Source organism: Agarivorans sp. D1326 (assembly GCF_056958115.1).
This window is the reverse complement of the sequence record NZ_JBTWEN010000002.1, coordinates 580,303-603,394: the sequence shown is the minus strand read 5'-3', so window position 1 is coordinate 603,394 and position 23,092 is coordinate 580,303. Positions and strand designations below refer to the sequence as shown.

At 43.7% G+C, this 23,092-nt stretch carries 21 protein-coding genes and 5 tRNA genes; 16 read left to right on the top strand and 10 right to left on the bottom strand.

Features of this window, described 5'->3' with window-relative positions; genetic code table 11:
* Nucleotides 1-37: 37 nt before the first annotated feature.
* The 3 genes from ACYFDN_RS06635 to ACYFDN_RS06625 form a co-directional block, all read right to left on the bottom strand.
* Nucleotides 38-634 carry a Yip1 family protein gene (locus ACYFDN_RS06635; protein WP_016400683.1) on the bottom strand — a complete coding sequence of 199 codons (597 nt, stop codon included), beginning with the start codon at nt 632-634 and terminating at the stop codon, nt 38-40.
* A gap of 192 nt (nt 635-826) precedes the next feature.
* Nucleotides 827-1,576: a UDP-2,3-diacylglucosamine diphosphatase gene (locus ACYFDN_RS06630; RefSeq protein WP_221076722.1), complete on the bottom strand. Its 750-nt coding sequence runs from the start codon at nt 1,574-1,576 to the stop codon at nt 827-829.
* Nucleotides 1,577-1,582: 6 nt separating this feature from the next.
* Nucleotides 1,583-2,080, bottom strand: coding sequence for a peptidylprolyl isomerase (locus tag ACYFDN_RS06625; RefSeq protein ID WP_152786009.1), 498 nt, complete (start codon nt 2,078-2,080; stop codon nt 1,583-1,585).
* Nucleotides 2,081-2,232: 152 nt separating this feature from the next.
* Between ACYFDN_RS06625 and cysS the strand changes: the two genes are divergently transcribed.
* Nucleotides 2,233-3,612: a cysteine--tRNA ligase gene (gene cysS, locus ACYFDN_RS06620; protein ID WP_483510462.1), complete on the top strand. Its 1,380-nt coding sequence runs from the start codon at nt 2,233-2,235 to the stop codon at nt 3,610-3,612.
* A gap of 43 nt (nt 3,613-3,655) precedes the next feature.
* On the opposite strand, the gene ACYFDN_RS06615 is transcribed toward cysS, so the two are convergent.
* The 4 genes from ACYFDN_RS06615 to ACYFDN_RS06600 all read right to left on the bottom strand — a co-directional run bounded on the left by ACYFDN_RS06615 (nt 3,656) and on the right by ACYFDN_RS06600 (nt 7,555).
* Entirely contained in the window at nt 3,656-4,384 is a 729-nt protein-coding gene (locus ACYFDN_RS06615; RefSeq protein WP_483510460.1) for a substrate-binding periplasmic protein, read from the bottom strand.
* A 98-nt stretch (nt 4,385-4,482) separates the two neighbouring features.
* On the bottom strand, nt 4,483-5,340 hold the full coding sequence (gene folD / locus ACYFDN_RS06610; RefSeq protein WP_016400678.1) for a bifunctional methylenetetrahydrofolate dehydrogenase/methenyltetrahydrofolate cyclohydrolase FolD: 858 nt from the start codon (nt 5,338-5,340) through the stop codon (nt 4,483-4,485).
* Nucleotides 5,341-5,517: 177 nt separating this feature from the next.
* Nucleotides 5,518-7,182, bottom strand: a complete 1,665-nt coding sequence (locus tag ACYFDN_RS06605; RefSeq protein WP_338621653.1) for a putative transporter — start codon at nt 7,180-7,182, stop codon at nt 5,518-5,520.
* A gap of 208 nt (nt 7,183-7,390) precedes the next feature.
* Nucleotides 7,391-7,555, bottom strand: a complete 165-nt coding sequence (locus tag ACYFDN_RS06600) for a hypothetical protein (protein WP_472590625.1) — start codon at nt 7,553-7,555, stop codon at nt 7,391-7,393.
* A gap of 46 nt (nt 7,556-7,601) precedes the next feature.
* On the opposite strand from ACYFDN_RS06600, the gene ACYFDN_RS06595 reads away from it, so the two are divergent.
* The 5 genes from ACYFDN_RS06595 to ACYFDN_RS06575 all read left to right on the top strand — a co-directional run bounded on the left by ACYFDN_RS06595 (nt 7,602) and on the right by ACYFDN_RS06575 (nt 8,249).
* A tRNA-Pro gene (locus tag ACYFDN_RS06595) sits at nt 7,602-7,678 on the top strand.
* 47 nt (nt 7,679-7,725) lie between these two features.
* Nucleotides 7,726-7,802: transfer RNA gene (locus tag ACYFDN_RS06590), tRNA-Arg, on the top strand.
* Nucleotides 7,803-7,833: 31 nt separating this feature from the next.
* Nucleotides 7,834-7,909, top strand: a tRNA-His gene (locus ACYFDN_RS06585).
* A 43-nt stretch (nt 7,910-7,952) separates the two neighbouring features.
* Nucleotides 7,953-8,037: transfer RNA gene (locus tag ACYFDN_RS06580), tRNA-Leu, on the top strand.
* 135 nt (nt 8,038-8,172) lie between these two features.
* A tRNA-Pro gene (locus ACYFDN_RS06575) sits at nt 8,173-8,249 on the top strand.
* Nucleotides 8,250-8,511: 262 nt separating this feature from the next.
* Here the strand turns inward: ACYFDN_RS06575 and ACYFDN_RS06570 are convergent.
* Together ACYFDN_RS06570 and ACYFDN_RS06565 are read right to left on the bottom strand one after the other, a co-directional pair.
* Nucleotides 8,512-9,474, bottom strand: coding sequence for a MalM family protein (locus ACYFDN_RS06570; RefSeq protein ID WP_483510459.1), 963 nt, complete (start codon nt 9,472-9,474; stop codon nt 8,512-8,514).
* Nucleotides 9,475-9,733: 259 nt separating this feature from the next.
* Complete coding sequence (locus ACYFDN_RS06565) at nt 9,734-11,065, bottom strand: carbohydrate porin (RefSeq protein ID WP_016400674.1); 1,332 nt, start codon at nt 11,063-11,065, stop codon at nt 9,734-9,736.
* Between the two features lie 841 nt (nt 11,066-11,906).
* Between ACYFDN_RS06565 and ACYFDN_RS06560 the strand changes: the two genes are divergently transcribed.
* From ACYFDN_RS06560 to ACYFDN_RS06525, 8 genes are all read left to right on the top strand, one after another.
* A complete protein-coding gene (locus ACYFDN_RS06560; RefSeq protein ID WP_483510457.1) occupies nt 11,907-13,541 on the top strand; it encodes a hypothetical protein in 1,635 nt (544 codons plus the stop codon).
* The gene (locus tag ACYFDN_RS06555; protein ID WP_483510456.1) at nt 13,532-13,726 is read left to right on the top strand and encodes a carbohydrate-binding protein; all 195 of its coding nucleotides are present in this window, start codon (nt 13,532-13,534) and stop codon (nt 13,724-13,726) included. Before ACYFDN_RS06560 ends, ACYFDN_RS06555 begins: the two co-directional genes overlap by 10 nt.
* Nucleotides 13,727-14,010: 284 nt before the next feature.
* Entirely contained in the window at nt 14,011-14,715 is a 705-nt protein-coding gene (locus ACYFDN_RS06550) for a phytanoyl-CoA dioxygenase family protein (protein ID WP_483510454.1), read from the top strand.
* Nucleotides 14,716-14,827: 112 nt separating this feature from the next.
* Nucleotides 14,828-15,835, top strand: coding sequence for a LacI family DNA-binding transcriptional regulator (locus tag ACYFDN_RS06545; protein WP_016400670.1), 1,008 nt, complete (start codon nt 14,828-14,830; stop codon nt 15,833-15,835).
* Nucleotides 15,836-15,894: 59 nt separating this feature from the next.
* Complete coding sequence (locus tag ACYFDN_RS06540; RefSeq protein ID WP_483510452.1) at nt 15,895-17,136, top strand: ABC transporter substrate-binding protein; 1,242 nt, start codon at nt 15,895-15,897, stop codon at nt 17,134-17,136.
* A 69-nt stretch (nt 17,137-17,205) separates the two neighbouring features.
* On the top strand, nt 17,206-18,222 hold the full coding sequence (locus ACYFDN_RS06535; RefSeq protein ID WP_483510450.1) for a carbohydrate ABC transporter permease: 1,017 nt from the start codon (nt 17,206-17,208) through the stop codon (nt 18,220-18,222).
* Nucleotides 18,219-19,118, top strand: coding sequence for a carbohydrate ABC transporter permease (locus ACYFDN_RS06530; RefSeq protein WP_483510449.1), 900 nt, complete (start codon nt 18,219-18,221; stop codon nt 19,116-19,118). The genes ACYFDN_RS06535 and ACYFDN_RS06530 overlap by 4 nt, the downstream gene beginning before the upstream one ends.
* Before the next feature lie 7 nt (nt 19,119-19,125).
* Nucleotides 19,126-20,112, top strand: coding sequence for a Gfo/Idh/MocA family protein (locus ACYFDN_RS06525; RefSeq protein ID WP_483510448.1), 987 nt, complete (start codon nt 19,126-19,128; stop codon nt 20,110-20,112).
* Between the two features lie 44 nt (nt 20,113-20,156).
* Here the strand turns inward: ACYFDN_RS06525 and ACYFDN_RS06520 are convergent, their stop codons facing one another.
* Nucleotides 20,157-20,663, bottom strand: coding sequence for a prepilin-type N-terminal cleavage/methylation domain-containing protein (locus tag ACYFDN_RS06520; RefSeq protein ID WP_016400665.1), 507 nt, complete (start codon nt 20,661-20,663; stop codon nt 20,157-20,159).
* A gap of 397 nt (nt 20,664-21,060) precedes the next feature.
* Here ACYFDN_RS06520 and tig point away from each other — a divergent pair, with 397 nt between their 5' ends.
* A complete protein-coding gene (gene tig / locus ACYFDN_RS06515; RefSeq protein WP_016400664.1) occupies nt 21,061-22,362 on the top strand; it encodes a trigger factor in 1,302 nt (433 codons plus the stop codon).
* Nucleotides 22,363-22,451: 89 nt separating this feature from the next.
* Nucleotides 22,452-23,075 carry an ATP-dependent Clp endopeptidase proteolytic subunit ClpP gene (gene clpP, locus ACYFDN_RS06510; protein ID WP_016400663.1) on the top strand — a complete coding sequence of 208 codons (624 nt, stop codon included), beginning with the start codon at nt 22,452-22,454 and terminating at the stop codon, nt 23,073-23,075.
* Nucleotides 23,076-23,092 lie beyond the last annotated feature (17 nt).

Here is a 23,092-nt window from a genome sequence, read left to right as displayed (position 1 = left end):
AAGCTCGCTTAGTTGCGAGCTTTTTTTTGGCCTTGCGTCAGTTCGCAAAGATGGGGCCTGCGCCGCTAGACCATAAAATAACAGTTGAGATGAGCACGGTCACCAACATCACCAAGCCTACAGTGACTAGACTACTGGCAAAGATGAAGCCTCGCTCTTCTGGGATGTGCATAATGATAGGCACACCCGTGTACAGCAAATATACGGCGTAAGTAACGCCAACTAAGCCGGCAACCATAACAAACCAAGGTTCTGGATAAAGCGCGGCGAAACCCACCATATAAATTGGCGTGGCTACGTAAGCAGATAGCTCTAGGGTTTGCTGGTAGGTGGTATCGGTGTTAAACGTTTTTGCCATCCAAAGCGCTGCATAAGCTAAGCACAACACTACGGTAACCATGGCTGCGTACATAGCCACAGACATGAAAATGGCACTGTCGCTGGTTAATGAAAAGCTGTTTGCTCCCACCTTCCAACCAATGTGTACGGTAGAAAAGTAACCACAAATGGCAGGAATAAGTGCCATAAGTAATAAGTGCGACAAGCTCGCTCCGATCCCTTCGTGGTGCTTGTCAATGTCTTGCCATTCTTCTTTTGTATGTGAAGCTAGTCCCCAAACATGACTAAATAACATAGGCGCGTCCTCGCTAAAATTAACATTAATGCAACATTAATGATTAAGTTATGCGCGATGTCTATGAAATCGTCAAGTAGTTTATTAATTAAACGATTCTGCTGAGAATCTGGGTAAGAGTAGAGTATTCAAGTGCTTGGCTTGGTTTATTAACAATTTACCTAAGCAAAGTGCTAGTACTTAATGTTTAAATTATTGACCAAGCTCAAGCTTCTGTAGCTGACCTTTCGCGCTAAGTTCTAAGCCGTTTTGATCAATTTTTAATACACTCATTTGTTGGTACCAATCTCCAAGTACTACACGATACTTGATTGTATTATTGGTTTGCTGAATAGAGTGGATATCAGGTCGGTGGGTATGACCGTGGATCATGTAGTCGATAGCCTGACATTCAAAGCGTTGTTCAACGGCTTGTTGGTTAACATCCATAATGCCAAGCGATTTGCTGGTGTTGGCTTGTTTACTTTTACTGCGGATTTTGTTGGCAATTTTTTGCCGAACAAATAGAGGCAGCAATAAGAATAAGCGCCTAAGCCAAAGCTTTTGAGTCACCTCGCGGTATTCTTGATAACCTACATCGTCAGTGCATAAGGTATCGCCATGCAAAATTAAGACTTTATGACCGTAAAGATCTACCAATTTTTCTTCTTCAAGCAAGGTCATGCCGCAGCGTTTTGCGTAAGCCTTGCCTACCATAAAGTCTCGGTTGCCATGAATAAAGTAACTTGGCACACCTTTGTCAGATAAAGCTTTTAACGCTTGCTCTACTTGCTTGGCCACCGGTGTTTTATCGTCATCACCAATCCAAAACTCGAATAAATCGCCCAAAATGTAGAGGGCTTCGGCCTTAGGGGCTTGTTGCTGCAAAAAGTCGAGAAAGGCCTGAATAATGTCAGGCCGATCTTCACTTAGATGTAAATCTGAAATGAAATAGGTGTGCACGTAAGCTTATTCCGCAACACTTACAGAAGTGATTAGTACTTCTTCTAAAGGCACGTCTGAGTGAACATAACCAAAGTTACCAGTATCTACGCCTTTGATTTTGTTGACTACATCCATGCCTTCAACCACTTCACCAAACACGCAGTAACCCCAGCCTTCGGTGGTCTCTGCTTTAAAGTCTAGGAAGGTGTTGTCATTCACGTTAATGAAAAACTGGGCAGAAGCTGAGTGAGGATCCATGGTGCGAGCCATTGCCAAGGTGCCAGTTTTGTTAGATAAACCGTTGTTCGCCTCGTTTTTAATTGGCGCTTTGGTTTCTTTCTCTTCCATGCCAGATGCAAAGCCACCGCCTTGAACCATAAAGCCATCGATTACGCGGTGGAAGATAGTGTCGTTGTAAAAACCGTCTTTTGCATAAGCAAGGAAGTTAGCAGCTGTTTCAGGCGCTTCAGCGGTGTTTAGTTTAACCACGATGTCGCCAAAATTTGTATGTAAAGTAACCATTGTTTCACCCTTTTTTGGTAAGTGCACCGATTCTAAACTTTCCCATGTCTACTGACTAGTCACAGCGCTTAATTCGGCTGTTTTTCCTCAAGCGCAGTGTTAGAATAGCCAACCTTAGCAATAGTCAGTAAATGGAACAGGAAACCAATTAGATGTTACAGATATACAATACTTTAACCCGCAAGAAACAAGCGTTTAAGCCCTTAGTCGAAGGGAAAGTGGGTATGTATGTTTGTGGAGTTACCATTTACGACTACTGTCACATTGGCCACGCGCGTACGTTTGTCGCTTTTGATACGGTTGCTCGCTACTTACGTTGGTCGGGGTACGAGCTTAATTTTGTTCGCAATATTACCGACGTAGACGACAAAATCATTAAACGTGCAGCTGAAAACGGCGAAAGCTGCGATGCCTTAACCGAGCGTTTTACTAAAGCAATGCATGCTGACTTTGATGCACTGAATATGCTGCGCCCAGATATTGAGCCTCGGGTAACAACGCATATGCCAGAAATCATTGAGGTGATAGAAAAGCTGATTGCTAATGGCCATGCCTATGTTGCCGATAGCGGCGATGTACTGTTTGAAGTGAGCACCTTCGCTGATTACGGCAAGCTGAGCTTACAAAACTTAGAAATGCTACAAGCAGGCGCGCGGGTAGAAGTAGAAGAGGACAAGCGTAATCCTCTAGATTTTGTATTGTGGAAAAGTGCCAAACCTGGTGAGCCTATGTGGGATTCTCCATGGGGTAAAGGCCGCCCTGGCTGGCACATTGAATGTTCAGCAATGAATATGAAGCACTTAGGGGATGTATTTGATATTCACGGTGGCGGTTCAGATTTAGCCTTTCCACACCATGAAAACGAAATTGCTCAATCTTGCTGCGCTCATAAGACCAATTACGTGAACTACTGGATGCATTCTGGCATGGTTCAGGTAAACAAAGAGAAAATGTCTAAGTCTTTAGGTAACTTCTTCACCATCAAGGATGTGTTAGAAGTGTATGATCCTGAAACGGTGCGTTACTTCTTGTTGTCTGGCCATTACCGCAGCCAGTTAAATTACTCTGAAGACAACCTAAAGCAATCTCGCTCGGCACTTGAGCGTTTGTATACTGCCTTGCGTGGTATTGAGCTGGTAGCTGTAGACGAACAAGTAGCAGCTGCTTATCGTGAACCGTTTAAGGCTGCGATGGATGACGATTTTAATACGCCAGAAGCCTTGCCTGTTTTATTCGAGTTAGCAAAAGAAATTAACCGGGTTAAAGAAAGCAATGCAATGTTAGCTGGCCAGTATGCTAGCTTGTTGATAGAACTGAGCGCGGTGCTTGGCATTTTGACTCAAGATGTAGAAACCTTTTTGCAAGGTGAGCACGATAGTGAAGTGGCTGAGATTGAGGCTTTGATTGCTGCGCGTAATCAAGCGCGAGCTGATAAAGATTGGGCTGCAGCAGACATTGCACGTAATCGCTTAACCGAAATGGGTATTGTGTTGGAAGACGGTGCAGCAGGCACAACTTGGCGTAAAGCCTAAGCAAGGTTTACGGATAACAAAAAGGCAGCCTAGGCTGCCTTTTTTACATCTTGTATTTCTTTAATAAGCTTTGATATTGCTCGCCAGAGGTTACTTTGTTTAGTGCGGCTCTAAAGCGTTGCAAATAATCTGGGTCAGTCCCTTGGCTAAATGCATAACAACCCTCTAACTTACCCAGTTGATGAACAGATTCAAATAGTTCACTTTCAAATCCTAAGGCTTTAGCGGTTTGCTCAACAACCTCGGGTTCAGAAGCAATAACATCAACACGCTCGCGCTTTAACATGCGTAAGGCTTTTTCTAAGTCTTCGGTAAGTGATATCTGCTCAAACTCAACGCCTTTATAGAGCAAGAGTTGTTCGCCAACGCCGGCCTTCATAGCGCCAAATAGAAGTTTTGAATTTGGCCCAATTTGGTCAATTTTGATAGCGCGTGACTTTAAAGCGATGAGTTTAATATTGGAGGTAGTTATGGGGCAGGCCCAGTGAAACATGTGTTCTCTACGGGGGCTACGCATGGTAAGAAACAATGCCATATTGGGGCGATGCTGTAGCAAGTAGTAGGCTTTTTCCCAGGTTTGCACTTTAATAGGCTGAGGATCTTCGCCCATCTCTTGCCACACTAAACGCAGTAGTTCTACAGAAATACCGGTTAGGTGAGCATCTTCTACATAGTTAAAAGGGCGCAGGTTTTCCGTTACAAAGCTAATGTTTTCTGCACGAGCGGCAAAAGGTAAGGTTAAACACAGCAATAATAAGTAACGGTGGAGCATAAGTAATCCTAATCTAGTCCCTTTGTTAAAATTAGCTTACTTTTGATTAAGTTGCAGTGAAAATGGCGAATACTTGATCTGAGTATTCGCCCAACCGACTATTTGTCGTGGAACTCTTCACAGGCTTCTAAGGTGTTTTGAATAAGTGTTGCCACTGTCATTGGGCCAACTCCACCAGGTACTGGCGTAATAAACGCGGCATTTTGACGAGCAACTTCATATTCAACATCACCAGCTAGTTTGCCGTTGTCTAAGCGGTTAATACCTACATCGATCACCATTGCTCCGGGTTTAATCCATTCACCAGGAATAAATTGTGGTTTGCCTACTGCAACAACCACTAAATCGGCGCGACGCACATGCGCTTCTAGGTCTTTAGTAAAACGGTGACATGTGGTGGTAGTGCAGCCAGCTAGCAATAACTCTAAGGTCATTGGTCGGCCAACAATATTTGAGGCACCCACAACAACGGCTTCTAGACCGTAAGGGCTGACACCGGTTGATTCAATAAGGGTAATAATGCCTTTAGGAGTACATGGGCGCAGTGCTGGAATACGTTGAGCTAATCGACCTATGTTATAAGGATGAAAGCCATCTACGTCTTTATCGGGGCGAATACGCTCTACCACTTTGGTTTCATCGATACCTTCGGGTAAAGGCAATTGCACTAAGATTCCGTCGATTAGTGGGTCATCGTTAAGTTTGTCAATTTCGGCTAATAGCGTTTGCTCATCAGTGTTGTCATCTAAGTCGATAGACTTAGAAATAAAGCCAACGGCTTCACATACACGGCGTTTGCTGCCTACATACACTTGAGAGGCTGGGTTGTCGCCTACCAAAATCACGGCTAAACCTGGAGCACGTTTCCCTTCAGCGACTCTTTGCTTAACACGCTCAGCAACTTGATCTTGAACTTGTTGAGCGATTTTTTTTCCATCAATTATTTGTGCAGACATTGATTCTTCTTTAACGAGTGATTGACCATGCTAGAGGGCGCTATTTTGGCATGATAGGCGAATAAATGTCAGATCTTTTTTTTAGCAAAAAGGATGGTTTTAAAAAGAAGTTGAGCGAAACGGGGGAATTTATAAGGCGGATAAAGAAAAAGCCTGCTTGCACAGGCCTTTATATAACTAAGCAGCAACCCAGAGTAATACAGCGATTACTTGTGGTGATAAAATCCTTAAACACATTACCAAAGGGTACACCGTAGCATAGGCTAAGGCCGAGGCACCGCTGGTACTGTGAATAGAGTTAGCAAATGCCAGCGCTGGTGGATCGGTCATCGAACCTGCCATCAAACCACATAGGCTTAAATAATTTACTTTTAGAACGTAACGCCCAATAAAGCCGATAATAAGCAGGGGAATAAGGGTTATAAAAGCGCCATAGAACATCCAGCTAAGGCCATCGCCCTCAACTAAAGTTTCAATGAAGTTAGCACCCGAGTTAATACCTACAACCGCCAAAAATAGCACAATCCCTATCTCTCTAAGTGCTAAGTTAGCGCTTGGTGGCATAAACCAGTAAAGGCGGCCAATACTGCCAATTCTCGCAAGAATAATTGCCACAATAAGTGGCCCTCCAGCTAAGCCAAGCTTAAGAGGAGCCGGCAAGCTTGGAATTGCTAAAGGCAAAGAACCCAGTAAAACACCTAAGCCAATACCAATGAAAATAGGCAGCATTTGTACATGCTGTAACTTGCTACGCACGTTGCCTAAGCTTTTGGCTACTTTTTCAATGTCTTGGCTAGGGCCTACGATATTAAGAATATCGCCAAACTGTAAAATGGTGTCTTTGTTAGCAACCAGCTCAACACCGGCACGGTTTAGACGCGAGATAATTACGTCAAAGCTATGTTTTAAATCTAACTCGCTGAGTTTTTTACCTAAAATCCGCTCTTCGGTGACTACAACCCGTTCACTGCGAAGCAAGGTCCCCTTAGTAGAAAGAGATTCATTAATCTCTTGGCCAATAATTAAGGTGGCTTGTTCTAGTTTATTGCGGTCGGGCCCAACTAAGTGTAGGTAGTCGCCTAGGTGCATCAGCATATCGGCACCAGGTACTTTTAGTTCGCCATCCGATTTTACTCGCGAACAAATCACATCTTCGCCAATCAGTTTACTCAACTCTGAGAAAGCAATGCCATTTAGGTTGGGGTTTTCAATAATAACGTTTATATCGAGTAGGCTTTGTTTCTTTTTACCTTTGGCATTATCGAAGTCTTCTGCTTCTTGTTCGATATCAACGCGAAAGGCAAGGCGGATGATCCACATAGTGAGCAAGATGCCCAAAATACCAAAGGGGTAGGCCATGGCATAACCTAAACCGAGTACGGTGGTTTCTTCGGTAGCCATACCAAGTTCTTGCAGAATTTGCTGACCTGCTGCTAGAGAGGGGGTATTGGTAACCGCGCCGCTGTATATGCCTAAAAATACGTTTAAAGGCAGGTCGAAAATAAAATGAAGTGCAACAGCAGTAACGCCGCCCAATACGACTATGCCAACAGCTAATAGGTTTAGTCGTAAGCCGCTTGCTTTAAGGGAGGCAAAAAAACCAGGACCTACTTGGATACCAATGGTATAAACAAATAGGATAAGGCCAAACTCTTTAATAAAGTGTAGTGCGTGTGGATCAAGGTGCCAGCCAAATTGTTTGATGAAGTGGCCAACAAATAGGCCTCCAAACAATACACCACCTATACCTAAGCCAACACCACGAACCTTTATTCCACCAAACCATAATCCTATAACAGCCACTGCTGATAGCACTAAGATGGATAACGCAACTTCACTCATGAGATTCCATTCCAATCGTAAAAAACATTCTGTGTTTAAATAACCAGCACGAGACTACTACTTTAGTCGTAGTTAACTATTGATTTGGATTAATAAATAACAATGATCTAAATAAACAGTGCCTACGTAAAAAATGTGGAAGTGCAAAGCTTGTTGATTGGCACAAGACGTTTGTTTGCTGATAAATAGCGCTAGATATTGTTGAAATTCACCCATTTTGGCTATGCTGTAACCAATCGGTAAATATCAGTAAAAAACTGTTTGACGCTGACCAATCAAGTGGGTAGTATTCGCCTCCGTTGAAGGGCACAATCAGTGCTTTAAACAAATCGGTGAGTAGCGTAGTTTGATAGCGCATCGTCGCGAAGCTCATAAAGAGCGGGACCAGAGGGTTTAGCCTTCTAAAATATCAAAGCAATCGGTGATTAGCGCAGCTTGGTAGCGCATCTGGTTTGGGACCAGAGGGTCGGGAGTTCGAATCTCTCATCACCGACCAAATTTTTGAAGCCTAGTGTTTACACTGGGTTATTTGACGCTAAAGATGCGCCCTTAGCTCATCTGGATAGAGCAACGGCCTTCTAAGCCGTAGGTAGTAGGTTCGAGTCCTACAGGGTGCGCCAAATACATGCTCTAGTAGCATAAAAGTTTGTGGTGGGTATAGCTCAGTTGGTAGAGCCCCGGATTGTGAGTCCGGTTGTCGTGGGTTCAAATCCCATTACTCACCCCATTATTCGACTACATTGCCATAGCAATGTTGCGAAAATAGTTTTGCGGAAGTGGCGGAATTGGTAGACGCGCTAGATTTAGGTTCTAGTATCGCAAGGTGTGAGAGTTCAAGTCTCTCCTTCCGCACCATTATTGGTGTAAGCGTAGGTAACGCTTAAAAAATACCAACTAGTTTTCGGTGATTAGCGCAACTTGGTAGTGCATCGTCGCGAAGCTCATAAAGAGCGGGACCAGAGAGTCTGGTAAACATACCAAGTCAAATTTCGGTGATTAGCGCAGCTTGGTAGCGCATCTGGTTTGGGACCAGAGGGTCGGGAGTTCGAATCTCTCATCACCGACCACTACATAAAGCCTCGTCAGCAATGACGGGGCTTTTTTGTATTTTGCGTTTATTGAATTTTGAGTATTGGTGTTGGGAGTTCGCCTGTTAAGCTTGGCTCATCACTGACCATTATCTAAAGCCTTGTCCACAGAGGTAAGGTTCTTTGTATTTTACGTTTATTAAAATCTGAATGTTTGTGTTGGTAGTGTGCTCGACTTAACACACCTTCAAATACAAAAGAGAGCCGTAGCTCTCTATTGAGGTAAAGTTTAAAGTTATCGCTAGTGATGCTTTTTCATTGCTTCAACCAAGGCATCGCGGGCTGAGGTTGAACCTGCACGCTCTGCTTCTTCCACAAAGCTTAACGCTTTATCAAAGTCACTGGCTTTTACCGCATTTTCGATAAGTTGATTAAACATTGCTTCGGTTTCTGGTTGTATAGGGCTGGTCTTGGTTTTTGCTGAACTTACCGCAACAGCGCTTGCAGTGCTGGCTGCTGCAGGCTCTGAAATTAATGCGTCTGCAGAGTTTTGCTGTTCAACCATGTCATTCGCTGAGCTAACTGCCCCTGGTGCGTAATCGAAGGCTAAGCGGAATACACCGGTAGCTGTGTGTGCAATTGGCTGGTTACTGTACATTTTTACTACATCGGCCTCTCTACCTAACTCCACTGCTTTTGGATCGGGAGGGTCGAGTTTAGTGGTTTGTTGCATCGCTTGGTCTGTTGTAAGCACCACTAGGTACTTAGCTTGTCTCCCATCTCGAAACACTGCGGGTAATTCCACATTGCCAAAAAAACGGTCAATACTTAATAGCGAGCCGTTCTCGTAATTGATAGTTTCTTCCCCGTAAACATCAATGGGGTCGAAGTTTTTGTCGAGTACTAATAGGGTAGGAGCAAAAACACTGGTAACAATGGGGGAAGATACCGCAACCTTAATGGGGCCATTTACTTCTGGTAATTCAATGGCTTTAACAAAGGATTTACCTGTTCTGAACTGAAAAGCGGGATCTTGAGTAGTAAGGGTAAAGTCAACTTTACCTGGCGCCGATATTTTTTGGTAATTGAGCTGTGACAAGTTAGAGCAACAAACAGGCGCTTGCTCTAAGGCTTGGTAACCAATGCTGGGATCTATTTTCTGTACAGTTTTTGCGTCAGCAGCACCATAATCAATAATCATACTCTTATTACTACTACAGGCCGCTGTTAACGCAACCATAGTTATTACTAGTAACTTTTTCATCATATCTTCCTTGTTGCTAAGCAAAGATCATTGCCTTCACCTTTATTTGTTGTTTTTGTTTTATCTTGTTGCTGTTTGTTGACTAAGTTATTGCTAATTCACAAAGGCTTAGCGTAAAGTAGGCAAGGTGAGTATTCGCCACAAATATTTCACCTTGCCTATTAGGGTTAGTAAAGCTTCGTCATCACCCGAAGTTTTACCGGAGTGTTTGAAGTTGGTGCCACACTAACTCCAATCACTTCTTCCTAAGGGCTCGTTTCTACCACCACATGTCCGCTTGAACACCGTAAACAAACTCACCTTTTTGCTCACCATTTGCATTGGTATTATCTTGGCCATTAGTCTTTCCGTCGATGTAACTTGCTAACAAGCGGATCTCAGGAGCAGGGCCAGTACCAGTACCAATTACCCAAGTAGGAGCTATGGTTGCTTTGTACTGTGAAGATTCAAACAAAGTGTTACCGCCTGAGCCTTCTACGTCTGTTTCTGTGTAACCAAATTCAGTAGCAATGGTGAAATTGTCGATAGAGTTGATCAAGAACACCGGGCGAGCCATTGCTGACCACCATAAGCTCTTATTGCCATTATCTAAATCGTCATACTGCATTTGTACGGACGGGAAGATCATAACGCTGCTGCCAAACCAGCCACCATAAGCTAAAGCGCGGTAAGATTTATCGCCTTTATCTACGTGAGCCATGCCAACAGGGCCTTTACCAGCGCTGCCTGGCGCATAGCCGTTGTAGTTAGTGAATGACTTACCAAGCATGCTACTAGCACCTAGGCCTGAACCGGCTTGAACAGAGATTTTTGAGAAACCATTGCCCAACCAGAAGAAGTCTTTTGGTGTGTATTGAACATGCGCTTCAATACCATTAGTGGCAAACTCAGAAACAGTAATATTGCCATTTCCGTCATCACTGCGAGACACGTTGTCAGCCATGTATTTACCCACTAACTCTACGCGCCAGTTGCCGTAATCGGCACGAGCGTGACCTAAGTGAAGTGGGGCGCTTTCGTCGCTGCCATAGCCGTTGTCATCGGGGCGGTTACTTGCTAAGTAAGCAAAATCCCACTTTCCGCCGCCTAATTCCATTTGCTGAACACCTAAACCCGTGCCCGACCAATCTGTGTAGAAAAAGTCAGTCATGAAGATGTAGTTATCACGGCCGTAGTAGCGCTGACCACCCCACATTTTGCCGGTGTTTGTTAAGCCTTCAAACTCTACAAATCCCTCTAGTAAACCAGTAGCTGAACCGTTAATCGAGTAGTTCTGCTGAGCTTCAAATGCATCTTCGCCAGTGTTGTGCTGACCTAAACGCGTTTTGATAGCAATTTTTTGACCGTTGTCTAGGGCCCACGTTTTGTTAAAGGCTAGCTCGTAGAAGTCATCACTTTCAATACCTAAGCGACCTAAGCTTTCTTTAGATGCAGGGTAAAGTGCTTGGTTGCCGCCAGTTGAGCCAGTAAATAGCGCGCCAGAGCGGAAGTATCCGTGGAATTCGAATCCTTCTTCAGCTGCAACTGTTGTGCTAACTGCGCTAGCTGCAAGTGCCATTGAACATGCAACAGATAGTGCTTTAATTTTCATTTTAATTTAACTCCCTAAATATATTTCCGTATGTCTTCATTGGGCTTCCTTAAACATCGCTGTTTTGCCAAAAGACGATTCGATTATAGGGATCTGAAACCGGTTTTATTTTGAGCTTCGTCACAATGATACCGGTTTCAATGATGTGTGGATCACAGTTCTATTTCGATTTTTAAAATTCATAAGCAAAAGTAAATTTTTGTTAACGCTGCGGAGCGTTAGGGCAAAAATAAGCGATTTTGAATGGTAGCGTTAACATATGATGCAGGGCGGTTTTTGGCTTGCTAATTAGATTATGCATCACCTTTACAGTGTTTTATTGGATATCTTAATCAATATAATCAGTGGCTTATGGTTAATGATTTGTTGTGGGGGCTTATTCATTACCACGTTATTCCAAATTGCTTGTAACAACCACGAGCAAATATGATTTTTAAAAGCTTGAATAACAAAATATTAACGTCGTGTTTGGTGCGAGTGCAAATGAATAGTAGAGCGATGATATTTTAGGCCTAGTGGCTAAGCGTTCGGCTTTAGAGTGTTGCTCGAAATGACCTTGTTTGTTTGCTACCTATGGCATTGTCGAGTGGTTATTATTCTGTGTTTTTACTATAAGTATCTGTTTTATAATTACTAAATTTACAATGACAATCTGAAATTAGCAACTGCCTTCTTACTTTCTGCCACAAAAGCTCGCTCCTTTATTTATAGTTCGTTGATTTTACTTTTAAGCAACATGAAATTGAAACCGGTTTCATTTGTGTGTTTGAGTTCACGGTTTTAATTAGTTCGAGTGGTAAAGTAAAGGCGTTATTACGAGAACTTTATGGAAGAGCGATATATGAAGAAAAGGACAACAACCTCGGCAATACTGGGTGTTTCTCTAGCGGCATTGTTAGGTGGGTGCGGAGCAACCAGTAAGGTTGAGCCTAATCTAGATGTAACATCGTACAAGCGTCATCAGTTTTTGCCTCCGCAGGGTAAAACCTTAATGTTTATTGGCCAAGACATACAAACTATTAATGAGTTTGTAGCTGACACAGGAGTGCAGCCTGCTGCTGTTACCGCTTACGCCTCGGCCGACTTAACCGGTGTGCTTAATGCTTTTCCTGAGTCGCATGGGTCTTTGGATATTCCTGCTTATGCTGAGGATTACCCAAACGCTACATTGGCGATAGGTTTGTGGTTAAAAAACACCTATAAGAAGTTAGCAGAGGGGCACCCACGTAGCGTCAATAATGTAGACCGTTTAGTAAAACATCTAAAAGGGTTGAACAGGCCCATTATGCTTAGAATTGGCTATGAAGTTGATGGTTACTGGAATAACTATCACCCAGAAGAGTTTAAAGCTGCTTGGAAGGTTATCACTGCTGCTATTGCCAAGAATGACGCGCAAAATATTACTACTGTTTGGCAAATTGCTGGCTATTGTGCATCTATGGACAACTCGGTGTTTACCGAAACTCAGAACAGTTTTAAGGGCTTAGATTATGACGCCTGGTACCCAGGCGATGAGCATGTTGATTGGCTGGGGCTTTCATATTTTTCCCAACCTCGTGATTGCCTGAGTGATACAGCTAAAAATGCCGCTGGTGGTTTGCCGAGTGCTTTTGGCTCCTTGAGTGATGTTGACGAGCAAGGCAATAGTTTAGCTTTGGACAACATCATCGCTTACTTAAATGCAAAAGATAAACCTATCTTTGTTGCTGAAGCTAGCCCTAAATACTATTGGATTGAACGTGGCGAGTACAAACCCGATGCAGATACCACGGTGAATAACTTACAAAAAGTTAGTGGCGAGCAAATTTGGCAAGATTGGTATGAGCCGTTCTTTGATTTTCTGGAACGTCATCAGCAATCAATTCGCGCAGTGTCTTACATTAACATGCATTGGGAGTCATTTGCTGGCTGGAGTTGCGACATTAAAAACCCCCGCGCTGTTAAGCTTGGCTTAACCTGTAAAGATGGCATATGGGGTGATGCCAGAGTGCAAGTTAATCCATACATTAAGCAACAGTTCTTTAATCGCCTAGACAACGGTAAGTATATTTATCGCCAAGAAGATGGCAGCTTTGATCAATTGAGTGGTTGGACTGAAGCCAGTGTTGCAATAACGGCAGCTACAGCCGTTAAACCAGAAATAGCCAAGGTGGTTAAATCAAGCCCATTTCACGATAAACCTGCTGCAATTCCTGGTCGTATTCAAGCACAAGAGTACGATAAAGGAGGCGAGGGTGTAGCTTATAAAGATAGTTCGGGCATAAACCACGGTGCGAACGAATGGGGCATCCGCTTCCGTGAAAATGAAATTGTTGATATTGGCAAAGATCCCGAGACCGAAAGCTTCGTAGTTGGCTGGACAGCCAAAGGTGAGTGGTTGAATTACTCGGTTAGCGTGGCCGAAACAGGCACTTATACCGCTAACTTTAGGCTGTGGCATGGTGGGAAAAAGTCGGCTCTTTCAAAGTGCTATTAAATGGCGAAACACTCATCGAACAAGTGAACATTCCGGCAACTAAGAGTTGGGAAACCTACCAAGTAGTGAGTCTTGAGGAAATAACGCTAACTCAAGGTGAGCACTTACTTACCATCGAATTTACTGCAAGTGGTGACTATAACACGCCAGGAAACATTGACTGGTTCAAATTTATTCAACAATAGGAGGTGCCTTAGTCGAATCTATTTCATTCCTCTTCCTTGGCTATATTAGCAATTGCATAGCCTTTGTTTGCCCGCATAGACTGCGGGCTTTTTTTTGCCTTAACTAGCTTCCAATAAATGTTAAGGCTAAGTTAATTATTACTGATCAAGATCTCATTTCTCTTTTAGATTACTTGTTTGTTTTCATAATTAACAATATTCTGAAACCAGTTTCAGGAACCGGTTTCATTTTGTGTTTTTTAATCGGATTCTGGGTTAAGGGAATAAAGTAAACTGGAGAAGAAATGAATCTTAAGGCACTTAGTGATCAGTTCTGGCGAGATGGCTACTTACTTATTGAAGACTTCTTTTCAATGCAGCTAATGGATCAAATGACCAATGCTATTAATGAGCACTATGGTGTAGATCCAGAATTTTGGCACACCAACGAATTTTTAGATCGTGCCAAAACTGAAGTGATTCCTTGGTTTCCGCAAAATGAAGGTTGCTTGTTGTTTAACGAGGTTGATCAGCACCCTTACTTCAAAGCTCTTTCAAAAGCCGTGTTAGGCGAAGACAGCCAAACACTTTACTGCATGGTGATGTTTTCTAAGCAAGGTACGGTAGGGCAGGCCTGGCACCAAGACTGCGACCCGGAAGACCCTAAGCGTTTCAATATTAATCGCCTCATCTACACCTCGGACATTCGCCAAGACATAGGTGGTGAAGTAGTTGTGGTGCCTCGCTCTCATCTGCGTGGCGAAATCCCGATTGGAGACCCAGAGGGCGAGTTACCAGGGCAATTAGTCTTGCGCCCCAAAAAAGGCAGCCTAATTTTTTTGCATGGCCATACTTGGCATCGAGTACTTCCAATCCATGGTGGAAACCGTATATCGACTAATTATCGCGCAGTTCCTAAAGGCACGCCTTTAGATATTACTGACATTTGTGTCTACCGAAATATGCGTTACCACTTTGGCAGCAACAAAGTGGTAGAAGAGCGACAGTGATAGCGTTAACATTTTTCACGACAAAACCCATAGAAATTGGTTCTGCAATTGCTAGTGACTGAAAATAAAGGTCTTATTAGAGCTAGCTGTGAAACCGCTTACGGAGAGCGTTGTGAATAACAAGAAAGTTACCATTAAAGATGTAGCCGCGAGGGCGAAGGTATCTCGTGCGTCAGTATCACGGGTATTAAACGATTACCCAGGCGTGAAACCAGAGTTGCGAGAGCGAGTTAATCAAGCCATGGATGAGTTGGGTTTTGCGCCCAACTATTTCTCTCAAGCCTTGGCAAAAGGGCGTTCGCAAAGTGTTGGTTTAATGGTGCGCTCTTTAGGCGGTTTCTTTTTTGGCAGCATCATGTGCGAGGTAGAAGAAGTTCTCACCAAAGCTGGTTATCAATGCATGGTAACTAGCGGGCATGGCACTTATGAGTCTGAGCGTGCAGCCATGGAATTTATGGTCTCGCGCCAATGTGACGCGATTATTGTGTATTCCGATTGTTTATCGGACGAAGAAATAATCAAGATTAACCAAGCAGGAAGCCCAGTAGTATTGATTTCCCGCTTTATTGAAGAATTGGACAGCCAGTGTATACGCTTCGATGACACCAGTGGAGCTTACCAGGCTACCAAGCACCTGATTGCTAACGGGCATAGTGATATTGCCACCATCACCGGACCTTTAAGTAATCAAGACGCGAGAGATAGATTAACCGGTTACCGCAAGGCTTTAGAGGAATTCGCAATTCCTTATCGTCCTGAGTTGGTATTGGAATCTAACTTTCAAGTCCCTGGCGGAAAGCTAGCAACTGAGAAGTTGTTAGCGGCTAAACATCACTTTAGCGCCGTCTTTTATGGTAACGACGAAATGGCGATTGGCGGAATTCAAGCGCTTAATCATGCCGGGTTGTCGGTACCTGAAGATGTCTCAGTGATTGGTTTTGAGGATGTGCCACTGAATGAATTCCTTAAACCCAAAATGAGCTCAATGAGGATACCTGTTGCAAGTATCGGCAACTTAGCTGCGAAACGCGCGTTAAGTTTGATTGCACAGGAAGAACTGGATTTAGCCCTTGAGGTTGATGTTCAACTGATGGAGCGCGAATCCGTTAAAACAATCTAGTTGTTCACTCCTACTGTGCTAATTGAGCAGTTTGAGTGACGCCCATAAGGATTTGAATAATGGAACTCAAAAAGCTTAGTTTAGCGCTAGTTATAGCAGGCACAGCCGTGGCGGCACAGGCAGAAACAACCATTCGTTATGATTGTTGGCCAAACCACGATAAAACCGCCGTAGAAAAGATTGACGATTTTTACAAAGCCAACCCAGGCATTAAAGTTGAAGTACTGTCTAACAACTGGGTTGACCACCACAACAAACTGACCACGGCTCTAGCTACCGGCGATGGTGCTGGCGACGTGGTATGTATCGATGTAGAAAAGATTGGCGCCATTGTTAACCAAGGCGGCTTTGCCAACATGAGCAAAGCTTTTAACGCTGATCAGGATGAAAACAAATTTGCTCCATTTGCTTGGGCACAAGGTAAAGGCGCTGATGGCGAGCAATACGCATTGCCGCTAAACGTTGGCCCAGGTGTAATGTATTACCGCCGTGAGCACATGCAAGATAAAGGCTTCAACCCTGAAGCCGTTACTAAAGATTGGGACGCATTAATGGCTTGGGGCGAAGAGCTAAAAACTAAAGGTGTTCCGTTAGTAGGTCATGCTGGCTCTATCGCTCAAGCAATCATCAATACCGAAGTAGAAGCGGGTAATAGTATTTACTTCGATAAAGACGATAACCCAATTGTAACTAACGAACGTTTTGTTAAAGCCTTTACTTACGCCAAAATGGCGCGTGAAAAAGGCCTTGATGCGCGTATTGGTGACTGGAGCTCTGAGTGGTTTGAAGGCTTGAAAAATGCCAATTTCGCCATTCAATTTTCGGGGGCTTGGTTAGCGGGTTTCCTAGAATCTTGGATCGCGCCTGATACAGGCGGTAAGTGGGGCGTAAGTGGTTTACCTGCGGGTAATTACGGTTCATGGGGTGGGACCTTCCTTGCGATCCCTGAGCAAAGCAAGAACAAAGAAGAAGCCTACAAATTAGTTGAATACTTAACTAAAAACCGCGACATCGTGTTGTACGAATTTAAAACCAATGCTGCTTTCCCTGCATTAAAAAGTTCTTACGACGCGCCAATGTTCCAAGAAGAAATGCCTTTCTTAGGTGGCCAAAAAGCCCGCCTATTGTGGACAGAAATTGCTGAAAACATTAAGCCAATTAAACCTTCTAAAGCCGATAACATCGCACGCGCGATTATTTTAGAGCAAGCGTTACCAGCGGTAGTAGAAGAAGGCAAAGATGTGAAAGAAGCCTTGGCTGATGCCGAGAAACAAATAAAACGCCGCATGCGTAGTTTGTAAGCTTCACCGTTTCTTTCTAATTACTGGGCGACTGCCGTCGCTCAGTTCACCACAATATGAGTAAGTAACATGAGCAGTTCTCACGCATCCGCACCTCTTTCCGAGGTAGAGGGCGATAAGAAGGCTAAGTCTGCACGCAAACGTTCGTTTGCCAAGTTAGGCCAAGTGTTCGCCCCTTACGGTTTTTTAATGCCGTTCATCATTCTATTCTTGGTTTTTCAGGTTTTTGGTTTCGCCTTTTCTTTGTATTTGTCGTTTCACCAATGGAACCCGGTTGCTGGTTTAGATTCAATGCGCTTTGTCGGCATCGAAAACTACACTTTTTCTATAGAAGACGAAGACTTTTACCGTTCTCTATATAACACCATTTGGCTGGGATTAGCCTCTGGGATAAGCCAACACTTAGTGGCAATTCCAATGGCTTATTTGCTGGTGAACCTTGGCAGCAAGTTTCGCCACTTTATGACCTCTGCCTTCTTTTTACCGTTTATCACCTCTACCGTTGCAGTGAGCCTGATTTTTGTGAACATGTACTCTGCAAATGTAGGGATAATTAACAAGGCTTTGGTAGCTCTAGCTAACGCGCCTGGTTTGGGTTACATCTTTGGCTGGTTAAACGACTTAATGCCCTTGCGCTGGCTAGAAGATCGTTTGTTGATTAAACCTGCCATTGCCTTTTTACAATTTTGGAAATACACCGGTTTTCACTTAGTAATCTATATTTCCGGCATATTGACTATCTCAAAGGAAGTGGAAGAAGCGGCTTTGCTAGATGGTGCAAACTTCCGCCAGCGTTTCTGGTATATCGCCTTGCCTCATTTGCGCCCATTTATCTTCTTTGGGGTCACTTTAACCATTATCGGTAGCCTACAAATGTTCGAAGAACCGTTCATTCTAACTAACGGTACCGGTGGCATTGGTAACTCTGGCTTAACGATTTCTATGTTCCTCTATAAAGTTGCTTGGGAATGGCTAGACATGGGCTGGGCATCGGCAATGTCGTGGTTACTGTTCTTAATCATTGCAGCGGTAACGGCGGTGCAGTTCTTATTCTTTGGCCGTAAAGGATTAGGGAGCCATTCATGAATATATTCGCAAATTCTACTATGCCTCGCCGTCGTAGGCAGCAAACCAAAGGCGGAGAGTTAGCCGCCCAAATCTTTGGGGTAGTGGGCACTATTGGTTTTTATGTCTTTTTAGTGTTGTGTGCTTTTTTAAGTATATTCCCGTTTATATGGTCGAGTATTTTATCTACTCGTACCCGAACTGAGATTTTTTCCTCAGAGCTTAGCTTGGCGCTAGGCAATGCACTGTTTGAGAACTATCAATCTTTGGTTGATACCTTGCCGTTCTGGACTTCAATGTTAAATAGCTTTTATGTCACTGGCTTGGGGACGGTGGTGTCTATCTTATTTTGTTCTATGGGCGGCTATGCCTTTGCAATCTACAAGTTTAGAGGGAAGAACTTTATATTTGGAACCATGGTAGCCTCCATGATGGTACCGCCTATCTTAGGTTTGATTCCTTACTACATGATTGTGCAGTTTTTGGGTTTATTAAATACTCACGTTGCCTTGTGGTTGCCGTTTACCGCTACCCCTTTTGCGATATTTTTGGTGCGCCAATATGTGGTGAGTTCTATCCCTCGAGAGTTAATAGAGTCCGCGCGAATTGATGGGGCGGGTGAGTGGTCAATTTATTTCCGCATTGCATTACCGTTGATGAAACCAGTATTGGGAACCGTTGCCATTGTGCAATTTGTTTTCTTTTGGAATAACTTCCTAGGACCTTTGGTGATTTTGTCTAGCCAAGATAAGTATGTGGTAACACTTGCTCTGCGAACCGTTCAAGGTTTGCCAAATACTCCATGGGGCGCGGTGATGTTGGGAACTACCATTTCCATTTTACCGATTGTGACCTTTTACTTGTTTGCCTCTAGGCAAATGATTTCTGGGCTCACCAGTGGTGCGGTAAAAGGTTAAATCAATAATGCAAAGAAAAACCTTTAACTGGGGCATTATTGCTCCAGGCCGTATTGCTCGGCGTTTTGCCGAGGGCTTAAGCGCCATAGAAGACGCCAAACTGTATGCGGTGGCAAGCTCTAATGAGCAGCGTGGCAAAGCCTTTGCTAAAGATTTTGGCGCCGCTACTAGCTATTTACGATACGACGAATTACTCGCCGACCTAAAGGTTGATGCAGTATATATTGCCAACCCCCATCGTTTTCATTACGAAACGATTCGGGCTTGTATTTTAGCGGGTAAGCCAGTGCTGTGTGAAAAGCCCTTAACGGTGAATGCCGCGCAAGCTGAACAACTTATGACGTTGGCCGAACAGCACCAAGTGTTTTTAATGGAAGCTATGTGGAGCCGCTATTTGCCAGTATGGCAGCAGGTAAAGCGTTGGCTAAATCAAAACATGATTGGTGACATTAAGTTGCTGCAATCTAGTTTTGCGTTTCCAATCCCAAGAGACGAAAGTGATCGCTTACTTAATGTAGATTTAGCGGGCGGGGTGCTACTTGATTACGGAGTGTATAACGTTGCTTTATCGCAGTTTGTGATGGGCAGACACCCTAGTAAGGTTTTAGCCGATGGCCTAGTTGGTCCCACAGGTGTTGACGAGCGTTGTAGCGTTATCCTTAACTATGGTGGTGCAGCTAGCCAATTCACCTGTTCTTTCCAAAGTTATACCGAAAACAGTTTTTGCATTTACGGTGATAAAGGCAAAATTGTGGTACCAGCGTATTTTTGGGATAGCAACAAAGTAGAGCTTCATTTGTTCGACAAGTGCCCAGAGCTATTAGAACTGCCGTACTTAGCCAGCGGTTTTGAATATCAAGCAAGTGAAGCGATGAGTTGCATTCGTCAGGGGAAGTTGCAAAGCCAATTAAATACTTGGCAAGACACCCTAGGCACCCAGCGAGTAATGGATGAGATTCTGGCTCAAGTAGGCGTTACTTACCCATTTCTTTAGTCGGTCGTTAATGCATTTAGCAAAAGCTCCGCCTTAGGGGCTTTTTAGCAACCGTCGTCAACTAGCTCGTACTGCGGAGGTGTAGTTGCGTTGCTGGCTTGGGTATATTGAAAATAGCAGTTGTCGTCAGTGACTTGGCCATTTCCGTTTCTGTCGTAACCCAAATAAGTGAAAGCAATGCCTTGCTCTTGTAAAACAAAAACATCATCAATGTCGATGCGTTTAGTAATGTCGGTATTATCAAGGTATCGCCATTTTAGTCTTACGTCAGGACTATCGGGGTTAAATACATCAAAAGTGCCATCTCCATCCATGTCTACGTCGATTAAATCATCGCGATTAGGCACCTGTTGCGACACATAACTTGGCATGTAGGATTTAAGGGTGAGGAGGTCGTTGGCGGCTTTTACACTAACGCTGATTTGTTCAATGGTTTTTATTCGGGCATCACTGGATAGATTTAGTAGCTTAGGTGCAGCAGTAACCGCAAGAATACCGATCACGATAATCACTACAACCAGTTCTATTAAGGTAAAGCCTTGGTTCTTCATTAATCCCTAAATATTTTTACCGCATCCGTTTTCGGCGAAGTATAAAAGTTTGCTTATCGCTTGCCTAGCTTTGTAGAGTCATTGGTCTAATTTTGTGTGGGTGCGCTAATTATAAGCGAGCGTTATATCAACAAAGACCTGCTTTTTGAGCGGGAGCTTTGAGCTTAATGTAGTGAAAATCGCCAAACAGGTATGCGTAGCAGCAAATATTTACGCGATATCTGCGATTATCTAGCAATCAGTCTCGACCTTGGCGAAAACCATGGCTATAATGCGGCGTTTTGAAATTATGGGTCCTTAACTAAGGACAGCTAGTTCGCCAATGCGAACCGCTAAATTCCCATTGTTTACGTAAGTAAATTGTCAGCAGGGTGCTGACTATAGCCGAGGTAATAAAATGCAGGTTTCAGTAGAAACAACTCAGGGCTTGGAGCGTCGTGTTACGATTTCGATTGACGCTACGCAAATCGAACAGCAAATTGAGCAAGCGCTTAAGCAAGAATCACGTCGCGCTCGCATCGACGGTTTCCGCCCTGGTAAAGTGCCAGTAAGCGTAATCAAGAAACGTTACGGTGCAGCTATTCGCCACGATGTAACTGGTCAAGCAATGCAGCGTTCATTCTACGAAGCTATCATGCAAGAGAAGTTAAACCCAGCAGGTGCTCCAGCACTTCAGCCTGGTGATACTAAAGATGGCGAGTTCAGCTTTAGCGCTACTTTCGAAATCTTCCCAGAAGTAGAAGTTGCTGGTCTAGACGCAATCGAAGTAGAAAAGAAAACTGCTACCGTTAACGACAAAGACGTTGACAACATGATCGACACGTTGCGCAAGCAGCAAGCTACTTGGAAAGAAACCAAGGGCATGATCAAAAACGAATTCCGCGTAAACCTAGACTTCTTAGGTAAAATCGACGGTGAAGAATTTGAAGGCGGCAAAGCTGAAGGTTTCGACCTAGCTATGGGCGCTGGCCGTATGATTCCTGGTTTTGAAGACGGCATCATGGGTAAGAAAACTGGCGAAGAGTTCACTATTGAAGTTAACTTCCCAGAAGATTACCACGCAGAAAACCTAAAAGGTAAAGCTGCAACTTTTGATATCAAAATCAACAAAGTTGAAAAGCCTGAACTAGCTGAAGTTAACGAAGAATTCGTTAAATTGTTCGGTGTAGAGTCTGGTGAACTAGACGCACTTAAAGCTGAAATCCGTAAGAACATGGAACGTGAACTTGAGCAAACGCTAAAAGCGGGTGTTAAAGAGCAAGTTTTAGCTGGTCTTATCGAGCAAAACGAAATTGACGTACCAGCTGCTCTAGTTTCTCAAGAAGTTGAGCAACTTCGTAAGCAAGCAATGCAACGTTTTGGCGAAAACGCACAAAATGCTCCAGAGCTTCCTGATGAGCTATTCACTGAGCAAGCGCAGCGTCGCGTTCGCACCGGCCTTCTATTAGGTGAGTTAATCAAAGTTAACGAACTAGAAGCTGATGATGAGAAAGTTAAAGAGCACATTGCTTCTTTCGCTTCTGCTTACGAAGATCCAACTGAAGTTCTTGACTACTACGCGAAAAACGAAGAGTTGATGAACAACGTTCGTAACGTAGTTTTAGAAGAGCAAGCGATTGAATTTGTGCTTGGTAAAGCAAAAGTGACTGAAAAAGAAGTAGCTTTTGATGAAATTATGAACAAGCAAGGTGCAAACTAAGGTCTAATTTGACTTAGCCACCTTTATCTCGCATATAATGGCTCGTATGTACTACATACGAGCCATTTTTTTTAAGGAAGAGCGCATCAATGTCTAAAGAAGTTAATCAGTCTGCATTCGACCCCATGGCGGCTTTGGTGCCAATGGTTATTGAGCAAACCTCTAAAGGGGAACGCTCTTATGATATATACTCTCGTCTATTAAAAGACCGAGTTATTTTCTTAACTGGTCAAGTGGAAGACCACATGGCCAACCTAGTGGTTGCTCAGTTGTTATTTTTAGAATCTGAGAACCCAGAGAAAGACATCTTCATTTACATTAACTCGCCAGGCGGTTCAATTAGCGCTGGTATGGCGATTTACGACACCATGCAGTTTATTAAGCCTAAAATTAGTACCGTGTGTATGGGTATGGCAGCAAGCATGGGCGCATTTTTATTGGCTGGTGGCGCTAAAGGCAAACGTTATTGTTTACCAAACGCCAAAGTGATGATTCACCAGCCACTAGGCGGTTATCAAGGTCAAGCATCTGACATTGAAATCCACGCCAACGAAATTATTAAAACAAAACGTCGCATGAACGAGTTGTTGGCCGAGCATACTGGCCAAAGTTTTGATACTATCGCTGCAGACACTGATCGCGATAACTATATGACAGCTGAACAGGCTAAAGAATACGGTATCGTCGATGATATCTTTGCGCGTCGTGAATAATTAGTTCCAATTCACGG